Below are 22,500 nucleotides of genomic sequence, written 5' to 3'. Positions count from 1 at the left end.
CCCGGGCCGCCACGACGGAGCCCACTCCCAGATGACCGACAGCGCCACCGCGACCACCCACGCGTCGCAGCACGACATCCTCATCGTCACCGGCATGTCCGGTGCCGGGCGGTCCACCGTCGGCAAGGCCCTCGAAGACCTGGGCTGGTACGTCGTCGACAACCTGCCCACGCAGATGCTGGCCCCGCTGACCGAGCTGGCCGACCGCGCGGGGGAGAAGATCCCGAAGATCGCCACGGTGGTCGACGTCCGAGGCGGGCGGTTCTTCACCGACCCCGAGCACGCGGTCGAGCAGGTCCGCTCGAGCACGTCCGCGCGGGTCCGGGTGCTGTTCCTCGAGGCCACCGACGCCGTGCTGGTCCGGCGCTTCGAGCAGGTCCGTCGACCCCACCCGCTCCAGGGCGAGGACACCCTGCTCGACGGCATCGCCCGCGAACGGGCGCGTCTCGCCGGCCTCCGCGAGGCGTCCGACGTGGTGATCGACACCTCCGACCTCAACATCCACCAGCTCGCGAACACCGTGATCGAGCACTTCGCCGACGAGCACTTCGTGGGTGTCCAGGTCACGCTGATGAGCTTCGGGTTCAAGTACGGACTGCCCGCCGACGCCGACATGGTGGCCGACGTGCGGTTCCTCCCGAACCCCTACTGGGTGCCGGAACTGCGGCCCCACACCGGGCTCGACCAGCCGGTCTCGGACTACGTCCTGGCCCAGGCCGGAGCCCGTCCGTTCGTCGATCGCTACGCCTCCGTCCTCGAGCCGGTGTTCGAGGGGTACCAGCGCGAGAACAAAAGACACGCTACGATCGCCATCGGCTGTACCGGCGGGAAGCACCGCTCGGTCGCCATCGTCGCCGAGTTGGCGAACCTCCTCCGCGGGATGCCAGGCGTCGCCGTGCGTGTGAAGAACCGAGATCTCGGCCGGGAGTGACCGTCCCTCCGGCCGCTCCCACGCCCGTGCCGCCGGATCTGCGGGAACCACTGAACGAACGTTAGGAATGATGCTGTGCCGTTGACTGCCGAGGTCAAGGACGAACTGGCCAGGGTCGCCGTGAACCGCAACACGGTCCGCGCCGCCGAACTGGCCACGATCCTCCGGTTCGCAGGTGGTCTGCACGTCATCTCGGGCCGCATCGCGGTCGAGGTCGAGCTCGACACCCGGATCATCGTGCACCGGGTCCGCAAGGACCTCGCCGAGCTCTACGGCGTGCGCAGCGAGGCGTCGGTGGGGTCGTCCGCGTCCGCCCGCCGTGGCACCCGCTACCTGGTGCGCGTGCTCGAGGCGGGGGAGACCCTCGCCCGCCAGACCGGCCTGATGGACGCCCGTCGCCGCCCCGTGCGCGGGCTGCCGAACCGCCTCACCACGGGCAACCGCGACGACCTCGCCGCCATCTGGCGCGGCGCCTTCCTGGCCTCCGGCACCCTGACCGACCCGGGTCGGGCCGCAGCGCTCGAGGTCACCTGCCCCGGCAACGAGGCCGCGATGGCCCTCGTCGGTGCCGCGTCGCGTCTCGGGGTCGCCGCCAAGGGCCGCGAGGTCCGCGGGGTGCACCGCGTCGTCATCCGCGACGGCGAGGCCATCGGTCAGATGCTGACCGTCATGGGTGCCGCGCGCACCACCGCCGACTGGGAGGAGATGCGCCAGCGTCGCGAGGTCCGCGCGACCGCGAACCGCCTGGTCAACTTCGACGACGCGAACCTCCGCCGTTCCGCGCAGGCCGCCGTGGCCGCCTGCGCCCGGGTCGAGCGTGCGCTCGAGATCCTCGGCGACGAGGTCCCCGACCACCTGCAGTACGCCGGCACCCTGCGCCTGCAGCACCGTGACGCCTCGCTCGACGAGCTCGGCCAGCACGCGGACCCGCCCATGACCAAGGACGCCATCGCAGGTCGCATCCGTCGCCTGCTGGCGATGGCCGACAAGCGGGCCTCCGACCTCGGCATCCCGGGCACCGAAGCGAGCGTTCCCGAGGAGCTCGAAGGGGCCTGAGAGCGGTCTGTCGACCCTGCGGACGGGAGGCGCGGTGCCAGCTGGCACCGCGCCTCCCGTCCGTTTCCCGGCCCGTTCTCGGACCCGTTCCCGGCCTGGTCGGCGACCGTCCGGACGGACCGTCATCCCGCTCGGGCACGCAGTGTCCGACTGCTAGGGTCGTTACGGCGACGTTACGGGGCGTATCGTCCACCACACGCGGGCCCGCCAGGGTGCGCGACTCCCGAAAGCAGCGCCCCCTGGGCGCTCCACACTCACCAGGAGATCCATTGACCGTCAAGATCGGTATCAACGGCTTCGGCCGCATCGGCCGTAACTTCTTCCGGGCCGCCCTCGCGAAGGGCTCCGACCTCGAGATCGTGGCGGTGAACGACCTCACCGACAACGCGTCGCTCGCCAACCTGCTGAAGTTCGACTCCATCACGGGCAAGCTCCCCGCGACCGTCGAGCTCGACGGCGACAACATCGTCGTCGACGGCAAGGCCATCAAGGTCCTCGCCGAGCGCGATCCCGCCAACCTCCCCTGGGGAGAGCTGGGCGTCGACATCGTCATCGAGTCGACCGGTTTCTTCACCAAGGCCGCCGATGCGCAGAAGCACATCGACGCCGGTGCCAAGAAGGTCATCATCTCCGCTCCGGCCTCGGGTGACGACGTCACCATCGTGCTCGGCGTGAACGAGGGTCAGTACGACCCCGCGAACCACCACATCATCTCGAACGCGTCCTGCACCACGAACAGCCTCGCGCCGCTCGCCAAGGTGTTCCACGACAAGTTCGGCATCGAGCGTGGCCTCATGACGACGGTGCACGCCTACACCGCCGACCAGAACCTGCAGGACGGCCCGCACAAGGACCCCCGTCGTGCCCGTGCCGCCGCGCTGAACATCGTGCCGACCTCGACCGGTGCTGCGAAGGCCATCGGCCTCGTGCTCCCCGAGCTCGCCGGCAAGCTGGACGGCTTCGCGCTGCGCGTCCCCGTCCCCACCGGGTCGATCACCGACCTCACCCTCGAGACCAAGTCCGAGGTCACCGTCGACGAGATCAACGCCGCCTATAAGGAGGCCGCAGAGGGCCCCCTCAAGGGCATCCTGCTCTACAGCGAGGACCCGCTGGTGTCGACCGACATCACCACGGACCCGCACTCCTCGATCTACGACTCCGGCCTGACCAAGGTCATCGGCGGCCTCGTGAAGATCACCTCGTGGTACGACAACGAGTGGGGCTACTCGAACCGCCTCGTCGACCTCACCGAGTACGTCGGCGAGCGTCTGTAACACATGGCCCTCCGCACCCTCGAGGACCTCGGCGACCTCGCCGGCAAGCGCGTCGTCGTCCGTTGTGACCTGAACGTCCCGCTCAAGGACGGCACCATCACGGACGACGGCCGCGTCCGCGCGTCGCTGACCACGCTGAACACCCTCGTCAACGCCGGCGCACGCGTCATCGTGATCTCGCACCTGGGCCGCCCCGACGGGGAGCCCAAGCCCGAGTTCTCGCTCGCACCGGTGGCCCAGCGGCTCTCCGAGCTGCTCGGCAAAGAGGTCACGTTCGTCGGCGAGACCGTCGGCGACGAAGCGACCGCCGCGGCCGAGGCCCTCGAGGACGGCGACGTCCTGCTGCTCGAGAACCTCCGCTTCAACCCGGAGGAGACCTCGAAGGACGCCGCCACGCGCGGTGCCTTCGCGGACCGCATCGCCGCCCTCGGTGACGCCTTCGTCTCCGACGGCTTCGGTGTCGTGCACCGCAAGCAGGCCTCGGTCTACGAGCTCGCGTCCGCACTGCCCAGTGCAGCCGGTTCGCTGATCGAGACCGAGCTCCGCGTGCTCGAGCGACTGACCAAGGACCCGGAGCGCCCCTACACGGTGGTGCTCGGCGGCTCGAAGGTCAGTGACAAGCTCGGTGTCATCGACCACATCCTGCCGAAGGTCGACACCCTCTGCATCGGTGGCGGCATGCTCTTCACGTTCCTCGCGGCCCAGGGCCACGGCGTCGCGAAGTCGCTGCTCGAGGCCGACCAGCTCGACGTCGTCCGCGAGTACCTCTCGCGGGCGAAGGAGCTCGGTGTCACCATCGACCTGCCGACCGACGTCGTGGTGGCCTCCGGCTTCGCGGCCGACGCCGACCACGAGACGGTGGCGGCCGACGCCATCGAGTCCTCGTCGTTCGGCACGGACGGCATCGGCCTCGACATCGGCCCGGAGACCGCAGCGCGGTTCGCCTCGGCCGTCTCGGGTTCGAAGACCGTCTTCTGGAACGGCCCGATGGGCGTGTTCGAGTTCCCGGCCTTCGCCGCCGGCACGAAGACCGTCGCGCAGGCGCTGACCGAGGTCGACGGCCTCGGTGTCGTCGGTGGTGGCGACTCCGCTGCCGCCGTGCGGTCGCTCGGCTTCTCGGACGACCAGTTCGGCCACATCTCGACCGGTGGCGGTGCGAGCCTCGAGTTCCTCGAGGGCAAGTCGCTGCCCGGTCTCGAAGCACTGGGGTGGACCGCATGACCCGGACGCCACTGATCGCCCGTCGCGCGTTGGGAGACGCAGCATGAACCGCGTCCCCCTGATCGCGGGCAACTGGAAGATGAACCTCGATCATCTCCAGGCCATCGCCACCGTGCAGAAGCTCGCGTGGACGCTCAAGGACGCCCGGCACGACTTCGACGACGTCGAGGTCGCGGTGTTCCCGCCGTTCACCGACCTGCGGAGCGTGCAGACGCTCATCTCGGCCGACAAGCTGCCGATCCACTTCGGTGCGCAGGACCTGTCGCAGTTCGACTCCGGCGCCTACACCGGTGACGTCTCCGGCGCGTTCCTCGCGGCACTCGACGCCCAGTACGTCATCGTCGGCCACTCCGAGCGGCGCACGCTGCACGGTGAGACCGACGAGGTCGTCGCAGCGAAGACCGCAGCGGCCGTCAAGCACGGTCTCGTCCCCGTCGTGTGCGTCGGCGAGACCGGCGAGCAGCGCGAGGAGCGCGGCGCCGGCGTCGTGCCGGTCGAGCAGCTCCGCGTCGTGCTCGACGCGGTGAAGCCCGCCGACATCGTCGTGGCCTACGAGCCCGTCTGGGCCATCGGCTCCGGCCAGGCGGCCACGGCCGAGCAGGCGCAGGACGAGTGTGCGGCCATCCGTCGTGGCATCGCCGCAGCCTGGGGCGACCAGGCTGCTGCCGACACCCGGGTGCTCTACGGCGGCTCGGTCAAGTCGGGCAACATCGCGGGCTTCCTCCGCGAACCCGACATCGACGGCGCGCTCGTCGGTGGCGCTTCGCTCGACGTGCAGGAGTTCGCGGCCATCGCGCGGTTCCGTCAGCACGTCGGGCTGTAGTCCACAGGCGACCTCGTCGCGGGCAGTCGTCCGCACCACTCCCGTCCAGGTACCGGCCGTGCTCCGCGCGGCCGGTACACTGGTACGGCTGACTGACACGAAAGGTACGTCGTGGCGATACTCTCCGTCGTGCTGCAGGTCCTGCTCGCAATCACGAGCCTCCTGCTCACGCTCCTCATCCTGCTGCACAAGGGCCGCGGTGGTGGCCTCTCCGACATGTTCGGCGGTGGGGTCACGAGCAACCTCGGTGCGTCCGGCGTGGCCGAGCGCAACCTCAACCGCATCACGGTGATCCTCGGTCTGGTCTGGATCGTCTCCATCATCGTGCTCGGTCTCATCAACAAGTTCACGGCGGGGGTCTGATCCATGGCAAGCGGAGGCAGTGCAATCCGAGGGTCTCGCGTCGGTGCGGGCCCGATGGGCGAACAGGACCGCGGGGTCCAGGCCGAGCGCGTGGCGATCTCGTACTGGGACGCCCTGGGCAACGAGGTCGTGCGGTACTTCGCCGCGAACCTGCCCGACGAGGAGATCCCTGAGACGGTGGACTCGCCGTCGAGCGGTTTGCCGGCTGGGCGCGACAAGGAGAACCCTCCCGTGGTCTCCAAGACGGAGCCCTACAAGACCCACCTCGCGTACGTGAAGGAACGCCGCACCGAGGAAGAGGCAGCGCAGCTCCTCGAGGACGCGCTCCAGCAGCTCCGGGAGCGTCGCGGCACCGCGGCGAAGAAGGCCTAGCGCACTCACGCTGACGAAGGCCCCTGCACCCATGGTGCCGGGGCCTTCATGCGTCCGGGGGAATGCCGGCAGCGCTCGGCTCGAGGTTGCCTGATTCGCCGAGTGGTCACGACACGCCGCGTGTGGTGTGCCGTGGTGGCGCGTTCTGTCGCCTGGGGCGTCCGCCGCCGACGGTTCGTGACCACTCGGCGTGGCGCTGGCGGGGTGTCGCGACCGCTCGGCGCAGGAGTGCCGCGACCCTTGAGCGCCGGGGTGCCACGCGGAGTGCCGGTTCGCCGAGTGGTCACGACACGCCGTGCGTGGTGCCCGTGGTGGCACATTCTGTGGCCTGGGGCGCCCGCAGCCGACAGTTCGCGACCACTCGGAGTGGTGCCGTCGGGGTGTCGCGACCGCTCGGCGTCGCGCCGGCGGGGTGTCGCGGCCGTTCGGCGCCGGGGTGCCGCGCGGAGTGCCGGTTCGCCGAGTGGTCACGACACGCTGCGTGCGGTGCGCCGAGTGGTCACCAACTGTCGCCTGGGGCGCCCGCAGCCGACAGTTCGTGACCACTCGGCGTCGCGCCGGCGGGGTGTCGCGACCGATCGGCGCCGGCAGTGGGCGCGACCACAGACGGACGGGAGGCCCGGTGCCAGCTGGCACCGGGCCTCCCGTCCGTCAGGAACTCACGTCTAGTACGTCGACGCGATCAGGTTCTCGGGGACGTCGCGCGCGGCGTCCTGGTCCACGAAGAAGACCGTGCGCTTGCGACCCTGCACGCCACCGACGGGGACGTCTTCGATCGACGCACCCGCGAGGGCCAGCCCGAGGACCGAGGCCTTCTCGGCACCGGAGAGGATCACCCAGACGCGCTGCGAGGCGTTGATCACCGGGAAGGTGACGGTCAGACGCTGCGGCGGCGGCTTGGGGGAGTCGTCGACCGACACGACGGCACGGTCGGTGACGGTGAGCTGCGGGAACTCCGGGAAGAGCGAGGCGGTGTGTCCGTCGGGACCGACGCCGAGCAGCGTGATGTCGAAGCGCGGAGCGACGGCACCCTCGGGCGCGGCGTCCTGCAGCTCGCGCTCGTACTGGGTCGCAGCGGCCTCGATGTCGAGCCCGCCGTCCGACGCCGGCATGGGGTGGATGTTCGACGCGGGGATGTCGACGTGGTCGAAGAAGTCGGTCTGCGTGCCGATCGTGTTGCGGTCGGCGTCGTCCGCCGGAACCCAGCGCTCGTCGACCCACCAGACGTGCACCTTCGACCAGTCGACGCTCTCGCGCGCCGGCGACTGGCCGATCGCGGCGAGGACCAGGGAGGACACCGAGCCACCGCTGATCGCGATGTCGGCACGCTCCTGCTCGTCGAGCACGTCGATGATCTTGGTGATGAAGCGTGCGGCGACCGAAGCGCCGAGGGCCTGCTTGTCCGGGTGCACGAGCACCCGCCGTTCGTTGGTCACGTGACTCCCGTGTTCGTGGCGGCCGACCGGTCGTCCGACCGCCTTCGGTCCGGTCGGGCCGCCTGCACCAGACAGGCGGCCCGACCGTGTGGGGTGTTGATCAGCGGGCGATGGTCTCGCGCAGCTGGGGCACCCCGTGCTTGACGACGTCTCCGAAGAGGACGTCCGGGTCGAGTCTACGGAGTTCCTCGGCCAGGCAGTCGCGCAGGTTGCGGCGTGGCAGCGACAGGTCGTGCGTCGGCTGCCCGGGCATCGAGAGCGTGGCGACGTCCACCAGGGAGCGCTCGAGCTCGATGGTGCCGGACTCGCGCACGAGCTTCACGCCGTGGATGCCGCTCGACCCGGTCGCGCGCGGCGACGTGACGACGGACACGGGCACCCGCAGCTGCAGCTGGAGCCAGGCGGCGAGGAGGATCGTCGACGGGCTGTCGGACGCTCCGGAGACCTCGACCGCGGTGATCGGCTCGTACGGCGGCTGGTCGAGCGCCGCGGCGAGCTGGTTCCGCCACAGGGTCAGACGGGTCCACGCGAAGTCGGTGTCGCCCGGCACGTAGGACGCGCCGAGCGCCTCGATCGCGCCGTTCGGGTCCTTCTGCGCGGCCGCGTCGGTGATCCGTCGCTGCGCGATGCGGCCGAGGGCCGACGCCGCGGGCTGCTCGGGAGCGGTCTGCGGCCACCAGGCGACGACGGGTGCGTCCGGCAGCAGGAGGCCGGTGACCAGGCTCTCCTCGTCGGTCGCGGTCTCGCCGTACGCACGGAGGACGATGACCTCGCTCGCGCCCGCGTCGCTACCGACGCGGATCTGCGCGTCGAGGCGGCCAGGGGACTTCGTGTCACCGCTGTTCTTCGAGACGATGATCACGCGCATCGGGTGCTCGCGGGACGCCTCGTTCGCCGCCTCGATCGCCTCTTCCTCGTGACCGAGGGCCGTCGAGATGATGAGGGTCAGCACGCGGCCGAGTGCGACGGCGCCGCCCTCTTCGCGGATGCGGACGAGCTTCTTCTGGATCTTCGACACCGTGGTGTCGGGCATGTCGATCTTCACGGACGCCTCCAGGTCCGACCGTCGCGGGCGAGCAGGGCGTCGGCGGATGCCGGGCCCCACGTGCCGGGACGGTACTGCTCGGGCTGGCCCTGCGTGGCCCAGAACTCCTCGATGGGGTCGAGGATCTTCCAGGACAGCTCGACCTCCTGGTGCCGCGGGAACAGCGGCGGGTCACCGAGGAGCACGTCGAGGATGAGTCGCTCGTACGCCTCGGGGGATGCTTCGGTGAACGCGTGGCCGTAGCCGAAGTCCATCGTCACGTCGCGCACCTGGGTGCCGACGCCGGGGACCTTCGAGCCGAAGCGGAGCGTGACGCCCTCGTCCGGCTGGACACGGATCACGAGCGCGTTCTGACCGAGCGGGGACTGCGTGTTGCCGTAGACGTCCTCGGGGACGCGCTTGAACACGATCGCGATCTCGGTCACACGACGACCGAGACGCTTGCCGGCGCGCAGGTAGAACGGCACGCCCTGCCAGCGGCGCGTGGCGATGTCCAGCTTGATCGCCGCGTAGGTCTCGGTGCCGGATTCGGGGTTCATCCCGGCCTCTTCGAGGAAGCCGAGTACCTTCTCGCCGCCCTGCCAGCCGCCGTCGTACTGCCCGCGGGCGGTGGCGGTCGACAGGTCCTCGGGCAGGCGCACGGCGGAGAGCACCTTCTCCTTCTCGGCACGCAGGTCGGCGGCCTTGAACGAGACGGGCTCCTCCATCGCGGTGAGCGCGAGGAGCTGCAGCAGGTGGTTCTGGATGACGTCGCGCGCCGCACCGATGCCGTCGTAGTACGCGGCACGTCCGGCGACGCCGATGTCCTCGGCCATCGTGATCTGCACGTGGTCGACGTAGTTCGAGTTCCAGATGGGTTCGTACATCTGGTTCGCGAACCGGAGCGTCAGGAGGTTCTGGACGGTCTCCTTGCCGAGGTAGTGGTCGATGCGGAACACGTCGTCGGGCGCGAAGACGCTCTCGACGATCGCGTTGAGCTCGCGCGCGGTGCGGAGGTCGGAGCCGAACGGCTTCTCGACGACGACGCGGCTCCAGGAGCCCTCGCGCTTCTCGGTCAGCCCGGACAGCTTCAGCTGCTCGGTGACGACCGGGAACATCTTCGGCGGGATGGACAGGTAGAACGCGTGGTTGCCCAGCGTCCCGCGCTCGGCGTCGAGGTCGTCGACGGTGCGCTTGAGCTCGCGGAACGCCTCGGGGTCGTCGAACGAGCCCTGCACGAAGCGGATGCCCTGTTCGAGCTGACGCCAGACGTCCTCGTCGAACGGGGTGCGGGAGTGTTCCTTGACGGCGTCGTGCACGAGCTGGGAGAAGTCTTGGTCCTCCCAGTCGCGACGAGCGAACCCGACGAGCGCGAACCCCGGGGGCAGGAGCCCCCGGTTGGCCAGGTCGTAGACCGCAGGCATCAGCTTCTTGCGTGACAGGTCGCCCGTCACGCCGAAGATGATGAGCGTGCTCGGTCCCGCGATCCGGTTCAGTCGACGATCCGTCGGCAGCCGGAGCGGGTTGTGCTCCGGGGTGATTGCCACCGGTGACATGAGTCGGTGAACTCCTTACGAGTCAGTGGGAGGCGGCGGACGCGATCGCCGCGGTGGCGGCGTGGACGTCCGACGTGGTGAGGGTGAGGACCGGCCGGCCGTGCTCGGCGAGGACACTCGCGTCGCCGGCAGCCTGGGCCCGGAGGAGCTGCCCGAACGTGAACGGCCGGCCCGGGATCGCCAGGTCGTCTGTTTCGTCGGCCACGATCTGCAGGAACACTCCCGTGGCGGGGCCGCCCTTGTGGTACTGGCCGGTCGAGTGCAGGAACCGCGGACCGTACCCGAAGGTCACGGGTCGCTCCGTGCGCGCCGCGATCGCGTCACGCAGCGACTCGAGGCCGCTGTTCGTGGTGCGGTCGACGTACGCCTGCACCGACACGTAGCCGGTCGGGTCGAGTGCGGACAGGAGGCCCGACACGGCTTCCGAGAGCGTCGCACCGACCACGAGTCCGGGCGTCGCGCGGACGGCGATGCCGTCCTCGGAGAACGCCGGCTCGGCCGGAGCGGGGCGGTCGTCGAGCAGCGCGCGGGTCGCGACCTTGGCGGCCTCGACGTCGGGCTGGTCGAACGGGTTGATGCCGAGCAGGCGACCGGCGACCGCGACGGCGTACTCCCAGACGAGGATCTGGCCACCGAGCGTGCCGGTGATCTCGACCTCGCCCTCGGCCACGTGACGCTCGTCCTCGCGCGAACCGACCAGGCGGATGACCTGGACGTCGGGCAGGCCGGCGGTGACCTCGGGGGAGTCAGTGTGCAGCACGACGGGCAGCAGGCCACGGCCGTCCTTGCCGGTCGACTCCGCGATCAGCTGTTCGACCCAGTCGCCGAAACCGACGATGTGCGTGCCGTCGGGCACGATGGCGATCTTGTCGCGCAGCGGCTCGGTGCCGGCGAGGACCGCACCGAGCACGAGCCCGGGGTTCTCGTCCAGGTCGACCGAGAGCAGCGCGGAGATCGCGTCGGCCTCGTCGAGGAGCTCGGCGATGTCCGCTCCCGCGAGCCCGGACGGCACGAGGCCGAAGGCGGTGAGCGCGGAGTAGCGTCCGCCGACCGTGGGGTCGGCGGTGAAGACGCGGTACCCGGCGTCGATCGCAGCGGCCTCGAGCGCGGAGCCCGGGTCGGTGACGACGACGATGCGGCGGGCGGGGTCGATGCCGGCGTCGCGGAAGGCCTGCTCGTACACACGACGCTGCGAATCGGTCTCGAGGGTCGAGCCGGACTTCGACGAGACCACGAGCACCGTGCGCTCGAGGTCGGTCGTCACGGCCGCGCGGACCTGTGCGGGGTCGGTCGAGTCGAGGACCGTGAGGGGCACGCCGGCGGTGCGCGTGATGACCTCGGGTGCGAGGGACGAGCCGCCCATGCCGGCGAGGACGACGTGGTCGACCCCTTCGGCACGGAGCGACTCGCGCAGCGCGGTGACCTCGGCGACGAGCGGGCGGGAGACCGAGACGGCCTCCACCCAGCCGAGGCGCTTCGACGCCTCGGCCTCGGCGGCGGTTCCCCACAGATCGGCGTCCTGGGCGGTGATGCCCGAGGCCACCAGGTCAGCGGCGAGCCGCGGGACCACCTGTTCGATGGCCCGCGCGGCATCGCCGCTGGCTGCGATGGAAACCGTCACTACTTGGCGCCCTCGAGCGCTGCCTTGACGGTGTCGACGAGCTCGCCCCAGGAGACGATGAACTTGTCCACGCCCTCCTTCTCGAGCAGTGCGACGACCTCGTCGTAGTCGACGCCCTGTGCGGCGAGCTGGTCGAGGACCTGCTGCGCCTGGTCGAACGTGCCGGCGATGGCGTCGCCGTGGATCTCACCGTGGTCGAACGTGGCGTCGAGCGTCTTGCCCGGCATCGTGTTGACGGTGTTCGGGGCGGCGAGCTCGGTCACGTAGAGCGTGTCGGGGAGCGACGGGTCCTTGACACCGGTCGAGGCCCAGAGCGGACGCTGCGTGTTGGCACCGGACTCGAGCAGGCCGAGGGCACGCTCGGAGGCGAACGCCTCGGTCCAGACCTGGTACGCGAGCTGCGCGTTGGCGATGCCGGCCTTCGACTTGAGGGCCTTGGCCTCGTCGGTGCCGACGGCGTCCAGGCGCTTGTCGATCTCGGAGTCGACGCGCGACACGAAGAAGGACGCGACCGAGTGGATCTTGGAGAGGTCGTGGCCGGCGGCCTTGGCCTTCTCGAGCCCACCCAGGTAGGCGTCGATGACGGCGCGGTAGCGCTCGAGCGAGAAGATCAGGGTGACGTTGACGGAGATGCCGGCGCCGATGACCTCGGTGATCGCCTCGAGACCCTCGAGCGTCGCCGGGATCTTGATGAGGACGTTCTCCTTGCCGACCTTCTCGAACAGGAACTTGGCCTGCTCGATGGTCTTGGCGGTGTCGTGCGCGAGGCCCGGCTCGACCTCGATCGAGACGCGGCCGTCGAAGCCCTTGGTCTCGTCGTAGATCGGCTTGAAGACGTCGGAGGCGTTCGCGACGTCCTGCGTGGTGATCTCGAAGATCGCGTCGGTGACGTCGGTGCCCGCAGCGGCGAGCTCCTTGACCTGCGAGTCGTAGCGCTCGCCCTTGGCGAGGGCCGACGCGAAGATCGTCGGGTTGGTCGTCACACCGACGACGTTCTTCTGCTCGATGAGCTCGGTGAGCTTGCCGGTCTCGAGGAGCTCGCGGGAGAGGTCGTCGAGCCAGATGCTCACGCCGACCGCGGAGAGGGCGGCGGTGGGGGTGTTCTCAGCCATGTGTTTCTCTTCTTCTTTCATCGACGGGTCCGTGAGGACCGTGAGTCGGGGTTTCGGGGACGGGAGGCCCGTGGCGGAACCGAGCCGGGCCTCCCGGAAGAAGGGCCGGATCCGGAAACCGGACCCGGCCCTTGCAGGTCAGGAAGCTGCGATCGATTCCTTCGCGGCGGCCACGACGTGCTCCGTCGTGAAGCCGAACTCCTTGAAGAGCGTCTGGTAGTCGGCCGAGGCACCGAAGTGCTCGATCGAGACGCTGCGGCCCTTGTCGCCGACGATGTCGCGCCAGCTCATGGCGATGCCGGCCTCGACCGACACGCGAGCGGTGACGTCCTTCGGGAGCACCTGGTCCTGGTAGTTCTCGGACTGGGCGCGGAACCACTCGATCGACGGGGCGCTCACGACGCGGGCGTTGATGCCCTCGGCCTTGAGCTGCTCGCGTGCCTCGACCGCGATCTGGACCTCGGAACCGGTCGCGATGAGGATGACGTCCGGGGTGCCGTTGGGCGCCTCGGCCAGGATGTACGCACCCTTGGCGACGTTCTTCGCCGAGGCGAAGACCTCACCGGAGGCGTCACCCTCGCCACGCTCGAACACGGGGAGGTTCTGACGGCTCAGCGCGATGCCGGCCGGGCGGTCGGTGTGCTTGAGCATCTCGAGCCACGCGTACGCGACCTCGTTGGCGTCGGCCGGGCGGACGACGTCGAGACCGGGGATCGCACGGAGCGAGGAGACCTGCTCGATCGGCTGGTGCGTCGGGCCGTCCTCGCCGAGGGCGATGGAGTCGTGGGTCCAGACGTAGATCGCCGGCGCCTGCATGAGCGCGGCGAGACGGACCGCCGGACGCATGTAGTCGCTGAAGATGAGGAACGTGCCACCGAAGGGGCGGGTGTTCCCGTGCAGGACGATGCCGTTGAGGATCGAGCCCATGGCGTGCTCGCGGATGCCGAAGTGCAGCACGCGGCCGTACGGGTCGGTGCTCCACGTCGACGTCGAGGCCTCGGCCGGACCGAAGGACTTGGCGCCCTCGATCGTGGTGAGGTTCGACTCGGCGAGGTCGGCGGAACCGCCCCAGAACTCGGGCATCAGCGGCGCGATGGCGTTGATGACCTTGCCGGAGGCGGCACGGGTCGAGACGGCCTTGTCGGTCGGGAAGACCGGGAGCGCTGCTTCGAGGCCCTCCGGGAGCTCCTTCGACTGGACGCGGTCGAACAGCGCCTTCTTGTCGGCGTTGGCCGCGGCCCACGCGTCGAAGGACTTCTGCCACTCGGCGTGCTCGGCCTGGCCCTTGGCGACGGCGCCGCGGGTGTACTCGAGGACCTCGGGGGCGACCTCGAAGGTCTTGTCGGTGTCGAAGCCGAGGACCTCCTTGAGGCCCTTGATCTCGTCGGCGCCGAGCGCCGAACCGTGGATCTTGCCCGAGTTCTGCTTGGTCGGCGACGGCCAGCCGATGATCGTCTTGAGGACGATGAGCGACGGCTTGTCGGTGACCTGCTTGGCGGCCTCGATCGCGGCGTGGAGCTCCTCGACGTCCTCGGAGTACTCGCCGGTCTTCTTCCAGTCGACGATCTGGACGTGCCAGCCGAGCGCCTCGTAGCGGTCGGCGACGCTCTCGGAGAACGCGATGTCGGTGTTGTCCTCGATCGAGATCTGGTTCGAGTCGTAGAACGCGATGAGGTTGCCGAGCTGCTGGCGGCCGGCGAGCGAGCCGGACTCGTTCGTCACGCCCTCCTGCATGTCACCGTCGCCGGCGATCACGTAGGTGTAGTGGTCGAACGGCGACTGGCCGGCCGGGGTCTCCGGGTCGAACAGGCCGCGCTCGAAGCGCTGGGCGTAGGCGAAGCCGACCGAGGACGCGAGGCCCTGGCCGAGCGGGCCCGTGGTGATCTCGACACCGTCGGTGTGGCCGTACTCCGGGTGACCCGGGGTCTTCGAGCCCCACTTGCGCAGGTGCTGCAGGTCGTCGATCTCGAGCCCGTAGCCGTGCAGGTAGAACTGCACGTACTGGAGGATCGAGGCGTGACCGGCGGAGAGGATGAAGCGGTCGCGGCCGATCCAGGTGGAGTCGCTCGGGTCGCGACGCATCACCTTCTGGAAGAGCAGGTGGGCGAGCGGAGCGAGGCTCATCGCGGTGCCGGGGTGACCGTTGCCGGCGGCCTCGACCGAGTCGGCGGCGAGAACGCGGGCCGTGTCGACGGCCTTCCGGTCGATGGCGTCCCAGGTGAATTCAGCCACTTGGATGTTGACCCTTCTTGATGCGACATGTGCGAGGGCTCGTGCCATCGCACGGACATGTGGCCATCCCGGGGCCGAGTCGTGTCGCCGTCTAGCGGCGGCCGACCGGCTCATCGCGGCCGACGTCATCGGGGCGCGCACTGCGGGAGGGCGTGTCCAGCATAGTGACCCGGTACTCAGAAGGGGTTCAGGTGACCCCCGATGTTCACACCGGGGTGGCCGCCGACGGTCGATCCGGGCGTGTCGAGCGCGTCCGGATCACGCCGGGATGTCGGAGCGGGGCACCGTCGCGGCGCTTCCATCCCGTAAACTGGTCGGGACCCGTGGACATTCCGGGTCAGCGCATGCCCGGACGCCGTCGCAGTCGTCCACCGAGTGTGCGAGCTGATGCGAACAGACTGAGGTTCTCTTGCCGACTGCCACCGTGACCCGGCCCGACACCGATCGACCCCGATCGCCGCTGTCCCGCAAGGTCCGTGCGTACGTCTCGTTGACGAAGCCGCGCGTGATGGAGCTGCTGCTCGTCACCACGGCGCCGACGATGTTCCTCGCCGAACGCGGCGTCCCCGACCTGTGGCTCGTCTTCTGGACGATGCTCGGCGGAGCGATGTCGGCCGGTTCGGCGTCGGCCTTCAACTGCTACATCGACCGCGACATCGACCGGCTGATGAAGCGGACCAGCACCCGCCCGCTCGTCACCGGTGAACTGTCGGACCGCGAGGCCCTCGTGTTCTCGTGGGTGCTCGGCATCCTGTCGACCGCGGTGCTCGGGTTCCTGGTGAACTGGCTGGCCGCTGCGCTGAGCGTCATCGCGATCCTCATCTACGTGTTCGTCTACACGCTGTGGCTCAAGCGCCGCACCCCGCAGAACATCGTCTGGGGCGGCTCGGCCGGCTGCATGCCCGTGCTCATCGGCTGGGCGGGCGTCACCGGGTCGCTGACCTGGACCCCGGTCATCCTGTTCATGGTGATCTTCCTGTGGACGCCGCCGCACTACTGGCCGCTGTCGATGAAGTACCGCGACGACTACGACGCGGCGGACGTGCCGATGCTCGCCGTGGTCCGCGGCCGCACCGTCGTCGGCCTGCAGGTCGTGCTGTACGCCTGGGCGACGCTCGTCTGCTCGCTCCTGCTCATCCCGGTCGGGCACATGGGGCCGCTCTACACGGTCGTCGCGCTGGCCGGCGGCATCTGGTTCGTCCTCGAGTCCCACCGCCTGTACTCGCGGGCCATCCAGCACGTCGAGCACGTGCAGCCGATGCGGGTCTTCCACAGCTCGATCACGTACCTGACGCTGCTCTTCATCGCCGTGGGCATCGACCCGCTGCTGCCGCAGGTCTTCACCTTCTAGGCGGTCGAGCGGGCGCTCGCGCGCGCTCGGTCGGCACGACGCCGTCGTGTCCTGTTGACGCCGTCGTGTCCTGTTGACGCCGTCGTGTGGGTACGACGCCCCCCACCCGCCGAGACGCCGCCGAATCCGGGGGCGTCTCGCGCGTTCGGCGGCGTATCGGCAGGGCACCGGCGTCCTGCGTCGGGCACGGGGCGGACTGGAGGCACGGTGCGTGCCCGCCGCGGGCCTCCCGTCCGGTCTCTCGCCGGCGTCGGCCGCGGGGCGGACGCGTGGCTGCGGACCGCAGCGCCCTCCCGTCCAGGCCCACCACGAACGCGACACCCCACGAGTCGAACGACTCGTGGGGTGTCGGAGAACGGGTGTCGAGCGCGCGACGCGCCCGGGCGTCAGGCGTCGATGGGTTCCCGGACGGCGTCTCGGCCGGCCGAGGCCCGCGTCGACAGCACCACGGCGGTCACCGCACCGACGAGCAGCCCGGCGAGCACCATGTGCGTGCCGACGAGCCCGACGGGCAGACCCGTGCGTGCCTGCGTGAGGCCGACGGCGATCTGCAGGAACTCGACGACGAGCAGCAGCAGCGGCCACTTGCTCGGTCGGCCCAGGCGGACGGCTCCGATGACGAGCACCAGGGTCAGGGCGAAGAGGGCGTACGCGGGCCAGGCGTGCACGTGCTCCATGACCGCCGGGTCGAACCCGGTGCGGTGCAGGCGGCCACCGTCGACGGCGGCGTCGGCTCCGGCGTGCGGGCCGCTGCCGGTGGTCAGGATGCCCACGAGGACGGTCACGACGACGGCGGCGACGGTGCCGCGGACGACACCCGTGTACCAGCCGGGGACGAGCCGCTGGGCGGTGCGCGGACCGTGCGTGGTGCGGTAGACCAGCGCAGCGGTCACCGAGGTGAGGGCGGCGGAGACGACGAAGTGCAGCCCGACCACGAAGGGGTTCAGGTTCGTCCAGACGCTCATGCCGCCGATGACGGCCTGCACGGGGATCGCGACGCCCTGAGCGAACGCCAGCCAGAAGAGTTCGGGGCGCGTGCGGAGCATCCGGACGACCGCGAGGAACATCGCGACGGCCACGATCACGAGCACGAAGGTGAGCAGACGGTTGCCGAACTCGATGATGCCGTGGATGCCCATCTCCGGCGTGGAGACGAGCGAATCCGCCGTGCACTTGGGCCAGGTGGGGCATCCGAGGCCCGAGGCGGTGAGGCGCACCAGGCCTCCCGTGCCGATCAGCACGACCTCGACCACGAAGGACGCCCAGGCCAGTGCGACCACGCGACGGTCGACCACGCGGGGGAGCGACCACCACCGTCCGGTCCGGAGATCCTGCTCGACGGGGGATCCGACGCGTGTCACGAGGGTGGTGCCTTCCTGTTGTTCCGTGCGGTGAACCTGTAGGATTCGAGGGTTCAGCAGCAGTCAAGTCTAGGCAGGCGCCGGCTCCGAATGGGCCGAGATCGCCGATCACTCCACGGACTGCGTGGAACCATTGTCGTTGCGAGGGAGCAGCACCGGGTCCGCATGTCAGCGGTCCGCGGTGGAATGGCGTCCAGACGCCACGGGTTCACACCTGTAACGCTGTCCCGCGAGAAGGAAACGAGGAGACCATGTCCGACGTGCTCATCGACCGTCCCGAGCTCGAAGGGCTCGGCCAATACGAGTTCGGCTGGTCCGACTCCGACTCGGCAGGGTCCTCCGCCCGTCGTGGGATCTCGGAAGAGGTCGTCACCGACATCTCGAACCTCAAGAACGAGCCCGAGTGGATGCTGAAGAACCGCCTCAAGGGGCTGTCGCTCTTCGGCCGCAAGCCGATGCCGACGTGGGGTGCCGACCTGACGGGCATCGACTTCGACAACATCAAGTACTTCGTGCGCTCCACCGAGAAGCAGGCTCAGTCGTGGGAAGACCTCCCCGAGGACATCCGTGCGACCTACGAGAAGCTCGGCATCCCCGAGGCCGAGCGTCAGCGCCTCGTCGCCGGCGTCGCCGCGCAGTACGAGTCCGAGGTCGTGTACCACCAGATCCGCGAGGACCTGGAGCAGCAGGGCGTCATCTTCATGGACACCGACACGGCGCTCCGTGAGCACCCGGAGCTGTTCGAGGAGTACTTCGGCACCGTGATCCCGGCCGGCGACAACAAGTTCGCCGCGCTGAACACGGCCGTCTGGTCCGGTGGCTCGTTCGTCTACGTCCCCAAGGGCGTCCACGTCGAGATCCCGCTGCAGGCGTACTTCCGGATCAACACCGAGAACATGGGCCAGTTCGAGCGGACGCTGATCATCGCGGACGAGGACTCGTACGTCCACTACATCGAGGGCTGCACCGCCCCGATCTACAAGTCCGACTCGCTGCACTCGGCCGTCGTCGAGATCATCGTGAAGAAGAACGCCCGCGTTCGGTACACGACGATCCAGAACTGGTCGAACAACGTCTACAACCTCGTCACCAAGCGTGCGATCGCACACGAGGGCGCGACGATGGAGTGGATCGACGGCAACATCGGGTCCAAGGTCACGATGAAGTACCCGTCGATCTACCTCGCCGGCGAGCACGCCAAGGGCGAGACGCTCTCCGTCGCCTTCGCGGGCCCCGGTCAGCACCAGGACGCCGGCGCGAAGATGATCCACATGGCGCCGTACACGACGTCGTCGATCGTCTCGAAGTCGATCGCCCGTGGTGGCGGTCGTGCGGGCTACCGCGGTGAGGTCCGGGTCGACCCGGCCGCGCACCACGCCGCCAACACCGTGCGCTGCGACGCCCTGCTGGTCGACACGATCAGCCGGAGCGACACCTACCCGGCGATCGACATCCGTGTCGACGACGTGCAGCTGGGGCACGAGGCCACGGTCTCGCGTGTCAGCGAGGAGCAGCTCTTCTACCTCATGTCCCGCGGCATGGCCGAGGACGAGGCGATGGCGATGATCGTCCGTGGCTTCATCGAGCCGATCGCCCGCGAACTCCCGATGGAGTACGCACTCGAACTCAACAAGCTCATCGAGATGAGCATGGAAGGATCCGTCGGCTAGATGTCCAGCACCACCCCTCCCCACATCGACCAGCCGATCGAGCCCGCTGCCGCAGCGCAGGGCGGCACCCAGCACGGCGCCGGAGCCCACTCCGACGGCGGCTGGGACGCCCCCGACAAGAAGGTGCCGGTCCAGACCCGCTCCGAGCGGTTCCAGTCCGGCGACGTCGGGGCGTTCCCGAAGGTCACCGGCCGAGAGGTCAACTGGAAGTTCGCGCCGCTCGCCAAGCTCCAGCCGCTGCTGGACGGCGGACTCGACGGATCCGCCTACCCGTACCTCGCCCGCCAGTCCGAGGGTGCCGACGTCGAGTGGGGTCGCAGCGACGACCCCCGCGTCGGCTCCGCCGGACTGCCCGAGGACCGCGCCTCGGCCGCGGCCTGGACCGCGCGCGACGCCGTGCTGGCGATCACGATCAAGGCCACCGAGGCACACGAGTTCATCACCGTGACGCGCTCCGACTTCGGGTCGCAGCCCCGCGCCGCGCACACGGTCATCACGGCCGAGCCGAACGCGCAGGGCATCGTCGTGCTCGACAACCGCGGCAGCGCCCTGCTCAGCGAGAACGTCGAGATCGTCGCGCAGCAGAACTCGCGACTGACCGTCGTCAGCCTGCAGGACTGGGACGACGACGCCGTGCACGTCGCGACGCACTTCGCCGAGGTCGGCCGCGACGCGTTCCTCAAGCACGTCGTGGTCTCGCTCGGCGGCGACGTCATCCGGGTCAACCCCTCGACGCACCTCGGTGCGCAGGGCGCCGACACCGAGATGTACGGCGTGTACTTCGCCGACGCCGGCCAGTACATCGAGCAGCAGGTCTACGTGAACCACGACGCGCCCAACACGCGCGGTCGGGTCAACTACAAGGGCGCGCTGCAGGGCCAGGGCGCGCACACCGTCTGGATCGGTGACGTCCTGATCGGCCGCGCCGGCGACGGCACCGACTCGTACGAGCAGAACCGCAACCTCGTGCTGACGGACGGCACCCGTGCCGACAGCATCCCGAACCTCGAGATCGAGACGGGCAACATCGAGGGCGCCGGACACGCGAGTGCGACCGGTCGCTTCGACGACGAGCAGCTGTTCTACCTGCAGTCCCGCGGCGTCCCGGAAGAAGAAGCCCGGCGCCTCGTCGTGCTCGGCTTCCTGGTCGAGGTCATCCAGAAGATCGGTGCCCCCGAGCTCGAGGAGCGCCTCATCGCCGCGGTCGAGCAGGAGCTGGCCGAGGGCCGTTCGGTCATCGCCGCACCGGCCGAAGCGGGCGCCACGCAGTCCGACGGCGCGGAGGCCAGCGCCTGATGGCCGAGAAGGTCTGCGCCGAAGCCGACATCGCGGTGGACAGCCCGATGCGGGTGGTCGTCGGCGGCACGGCGGTCGCGATCGTGAAGGACTCGTCCGGCACGGTCCACGCCATCGGCGACACCTGCACGCACGGCGACATCTCGCTGGCCGAGGGCTTCGTCGAGGGTGACTCGCTGGAGTGCTGGGCCCACGGGTCCCGCTTCTCGCTGACCACCGGCAAGCCGCAGAACTTCCCGGCCTACGAGCCCGTCCCGGTCTTCCGGGTCGAGGTCCGCGACGGCGACGTCTACGTCGACGTGCAGGACGTCGTCCCGGTCGACTGAGCACCCCAACACTTCCCGCGGCTGACGCCGCACCACAGCTGCAACCGAAGGAACGCAATGTCCACTCTGGAAATCCGTGACCTCAAGGTCTCGATCGACACCGATCAGGGCACCAAGGAGATCCTGAAGGGTGTCGACCTCACCATCAACGAGGGCGAGATCCACGCGATCATGGGGCCGAACGGCTCCGGCAAGTCCACCCTGGCGTACACGATCGCCGGGCACCCCCGGTACAACGTCGTCGGTGGCACGATCACCCTCGACGGCGAGGACGTCCTCGCGATGAGCGTCGACGAGCGCGCCCGTGCCGGCATGTTCCTGGCGATGCAGTACCCGGTCGAGATCCCCGGCGTGACGGTGTCGAACTTCCTCCGCACCGCCAAGACGGCGATCGACGGTGAGGCTCCGGCGCTCCGTGGCTGGATCAAGGAACTCCGCCAGTCGATGGCCGACCTGAAGATGGACTCGTCGTTCGCCGAGCGCAACGTCAACGAGGGCTTCTCCGGCGGCGAGAAGAAGCGCCACGAGATCATGCAGCTCGAGCTCCTCAAGCCGAAGTTCGCCGTCCTCGACGAGACCGACTCCGGCCTCGACGTCGACGCGCTGAAGATCGTCTCCGAGGGCGTCAACCGCGCCAAGGCCGCGACCGGCCTCGGTGTGCTGCTCATCACGCACTACACGCGCATCCTCCGCTACATCAAGCCGGACTTCGTGCACGTGTTCGTCGCCGGCAAGGTCGCGGAGCAGGGCGGCCCCGAGCTCGCCGACCGCCTCGAGAACGAGGGCTACGACCGCTACGTGCAGGCCGCTGCCGCCGAGGCGCAGGCCTGATGATCGCCGCACTCGCTCCCGACAAGTTCGACGAGGTCGTCGAGGGCCTGAAGGAGGTCCAGGACCCGGAGCTCGGCGTGAACATCGTCGACCTCGGCCTGATCTACGACCTCGCCTGGGACGACGACGCCAACGCGCTCGTCATCAGCATGACGCTCACCAGCGCGGGCTGCCCCCTGACCGACGTCATCGAGGGTGACACCGCGAACGCCCTCGACGGCATCGTGGACGCCTTCCGGATCAACTGGGTCTGGATGCCGCCGTGGGGTCCGGAACGGATCACCGACGACGGACGCGAGATGATGCGCGCCCTCGGGTTCGCGATCTAGTCGCGACCCACCACGGACGGGAGGCGCGGTGCCAGCTGGCACCGCGCCTCCCGTCCGTCTGTGCGCACGCCACGCGCGGGGCGCGCCGCCGATCGGTCGTGACCGCCCGCTCACGTTCGCCGGGTGGTCACGTGCTGTCGGCTGACGGTGCTCCAGTCGACGGAAAGCGACCACTCGGTGTCCGGCCGGCGGGGAGTCGTGACCGACCGACACCCCGGCCAGGCCCCGCACCGACCGACGCCCCGTCCCGTCCCCGCACCGACCGACGCCCGGCCCGTCCCCGCACCGGACGCAGAACGGCCCCGCACCGATCGG

At 69.6% G+C, this 22,500-nt stretch carries 20 protein-coding genes; 13 read left to right on the top strand and 7 right to left on the bottom strand.

The window, feature by feature from the left end:
- Positions 1-31 precede the first annotated feature (31 nt).
- The 7 genes from rapZ (at position 32) to BIU89_RS03170 (ending at position 6,040) form a co-directional block, all read left to right on the top strand.
- Positions 32-931: an RNase adapter RapZ gene (gene rapZ / locus BIU89_RS03200; protein ID WP_027465691.1), complete on the top strand. Its 900-nt coding sequence runs from the start codon at positions 32-34 to the stop codon at positions 929-931.
- Between the two features lie 75 nt (positions 932-1,006).
- The gene (gene whiA, locus BIU89_RS03195; RefSeq protein ID WP_071244735.1) at positions 1,007-1,987 is read left to right on the top strand and encodes a DNA-binding protein WhiA; all 981 of its coding nucleotides are present in this window, start codon (positions 1,007-1,009) and stop codon (positions 1,985-1,987) included.
- Between the two features lie 269 nt (positions 1,988-2,256).
- Positions 2,257-3,261 carry a type I glyceraldehyde-3-phosphate dehydrogenase gene (gene gap / locus BIU89_RS03190; protein WP_027465689.1) on the top strand — a complete coding sequence of 335 codons (1,005 nt, stop codon included), beginning with the start codon at positions 2,257-2,259 and terminating at the stop codon, positions 3,259-3,261.
- Between the two features lie 3 nt (positions 3,262-3,264).
- Positions 3,265-4,482, top strand: coding sequence for a phosphoglycerate kinase (locus BIU89_RS03185; protein ID WP_071244734.1), 1,218 nt, complete (start codon positions 3,265-3,267; stop codon positions 4,480-4,482).
- Between the two features lie 43 nt (positions 4,483-4,525).
- Entirely contained in the window at positions 4,526-5,305 is a 780-nt protein-coding gene (tpiA, locus tag BIU89_RS03180) for a triose-phosphate isomerase (RefSeq protein ID WP_071244733.1), read from the top strand.
- 111 nt (positions 5,306-5,416) lie between these two features.
- On the top strand, positions 5,417-5,668 hold the full coding sequence (gene secG / locus BIU89_RS03175) for a preprotein translocase subunit SecG (protein ID WP_017887256.1): 252 nt from the start codon (positions 5,417-5,419) through the stop codon (positions 5,666-5,668).
- Positions 5,669-5,671: 3 nt separating this feature from the next.
- On the top strand, positions 5,672-6,040 hold the full coding sequence (locus tag BIU89_RS03170; RefSeq protein WP_027465686.1) for an RNA polymerase-binding protein RbpA: 369 nt from the start codon (positions 5,672-5,674) through the stop codon (positions 6,038-6,040).
- Positions 6,041-6,705: 665 nt separating this feature from the next.
- Here the strand turns inward: BIU89_RS03170 and pgl are convergent.
- The 6 genes from pgl to tkt form a co-directional block, all read right to left on the bottom strand.
- On the bottom strand, positions 6,706-7,476 hold the full coding sequence (pgl, locus tag BIU89_RS03165; RefSeq protein ID WP_027465685.1) for a 6-phosphogluconolactonase: 771 nt from the start codon (positions 7,474-7,476) through the stop codon (positions 6,706-6,708).
- Positions 7,477-7,576: 100 nt separating this feature from the next.
- Positions 7,577-8,521: a glucose-6-phosphate dehydrogenase assembly protein OpcA gene (locus BIU89_RS03160; RefSeq protein WP_071244913.1), complete on the bottom strand. Its 945-nt coding sequence runs from the start codon at positions 8,519-8,521 to the stop codon at positions 7,577-7,579.
- Positions 8,518-10,056: a glucose-6-phosphate dehydrogenase gene (gene zwf / locus BIU89_RS03155; RefSeq protein ID WP_027465683.1), complete on the bottom strand. Its 1,539-nt coding sequence runs from the start codon at positions 10,054-10,056 to the stop codon at positions 8,518-8,520. The genes BIU89_RS03160 and zwf overlap by 4 nt, the downstream gene beginning before the upstream one ends.
- A gap of 22 nt (positions 10,057-10,078) precedes the next feature.
- Positions 10,079-11,677, bottom strand: a complete 1,599-nt coding sequence (locus BIU89_RS03150; protein ID WP_071244732.1) for a glucose-6-phosphate isomerase — start codon at positions 11,675-11,677, stop codon at positions 10,079-10,081.
- Complete coding sequence (gene tal / locus BIU89_RS03145; protein WP_027465681.1) at positions 11,677-12,789, bottom strand: transaldolase; 1,113 nt, start codon at positions 12,787-12,789, stop codon at positions 11,677-11,679. The genes BIU89_RS03150 and tal overlap by 1 nt, the downstream gene beginning before the upstream one ends.
- Positions 12,790-12,927: 138 nt before the next feature.
- Positions 12,928-15,021: a transketolase gene (tkt, locus tag BIU89_RS03140; protein ID WP_071244731.1), complete on the bottom strand. Its 2,094-nt coding sequence runs from the start codon at positions 15,019-15,021 to the stop codon at positions 12,928-12,930.
- Between the two features lie 424 nt (positions 15,022-15,445).
- On the opposite strand from tkt, the gene BIU89_RS03135 reads away from it, so the two are divergent.
- Positions 15,446-16,372: a heme o synthase gene (locus BIU89_RS03135; RefSeq protein WP_027465679.1), complete on the top strand. Its 927-nt coding sequence runs from the start codon at positions 15,446-15,448 to the stop codon at positions 16,370-16,372.
- Between the two features lie 386 nt (positions 16,373-16,758).
- On the opposite strand, the gene BIU89_RS03130 is transcribed toward BIU89_RS03135, so the two are convergent.
- On the bottom strand, positions 16,759-17,733 hold the full coding sequence (locus tag BIU89_RS03130; RefSeq protein ID WP_051596734.1) for a COX15/CtaA family protein: 975 nt from the start codon (positions 17,731-17,733) through the stop codon (positions 16,759-16,761).
- A gap of 251 nt (positions 17,734-17,984) precedes the next feature.
- Between BIU89_RS03130 and sufB the strand changes: the two genes are divergently transcribed.
- The 5 genes from sufB to BIU89_RS03105 are packed head-to-tail and all read left to right on the top strand — an operon-like array spanning position 17,985 to position 22,185.
- A complete protein-coding gene (gene sufB, locus BIU89_RS03125) occupies positions 17,985-19,403 on the top strand; it encodes a Fe-S cluster assembly protein SufB (protein WP_027465678.1) in 1,419 nt (472 codons plus the stop codon).
- Entirely contained in the window at positions 19,404-20,699 is a 1,296-nt protein-coding gene (gene sufD, locus BIU89_RS03120) for a Fe-S cluster assembly protein SufD (protein ID WP_254791469.1), read from the top strand. It begins immediately after the preceding gene.
- Entirely contained in the window at positions 20,699-21,025 is a 327-nt protein-coding gene (locus tag BIU89_RS03115; RefSeq protein ID WP_017887268.1) for a non-heme iron oxygenase ferredoxin subunit, read from the top strand. Before sufD ends, BIU89_RS03115 begins: the two co-directional genes overlap by 1 nt.
- Positions 21,026-21,082: 57 nt before the next feature.
- Entirely contained in the window at positions 21,083-21,856 is a 774-nt protein-coding gene (sufC, locus tag BIU89_RS03110) for a Fe-S cluster assembly ATPase SufC (RefSeq protein WP_071244730.1), read from the top strand.
- Complete coding sequence (locus tag BIU89_RS03105; protein WP_017887270.1) at positions 21,856-22,185, top strand: metal-sulfur cluster assembly factor; 330 nt, start codon at positions 21,856-21,858, stop codon at positions 22,183-22,185. The genes sufC and BIU89_RS03105 overlap by 1 nt, the downstream gene beginning before the upstream one ends.
- The last annotated feature ends 315 nt before the right edge of the window (positions 22,186-22,500 follow it).

The organism is Curtobacterium sp. MCBA15_005 (assembly GCF_001864855.1).
GTDB classification, from domain to species: Bacteria; Actinomycetota; Actinomycetes; order Actinomycetales; family Microbacteriaceae; genus Curtobacterium; species Curtobacterium flaccumfaciens.
The sequence above is the reverse complement of the archived record's forward strand: the minus strand, read 5'-3'. Positions and strand labels throughout refer to the sequence as shown.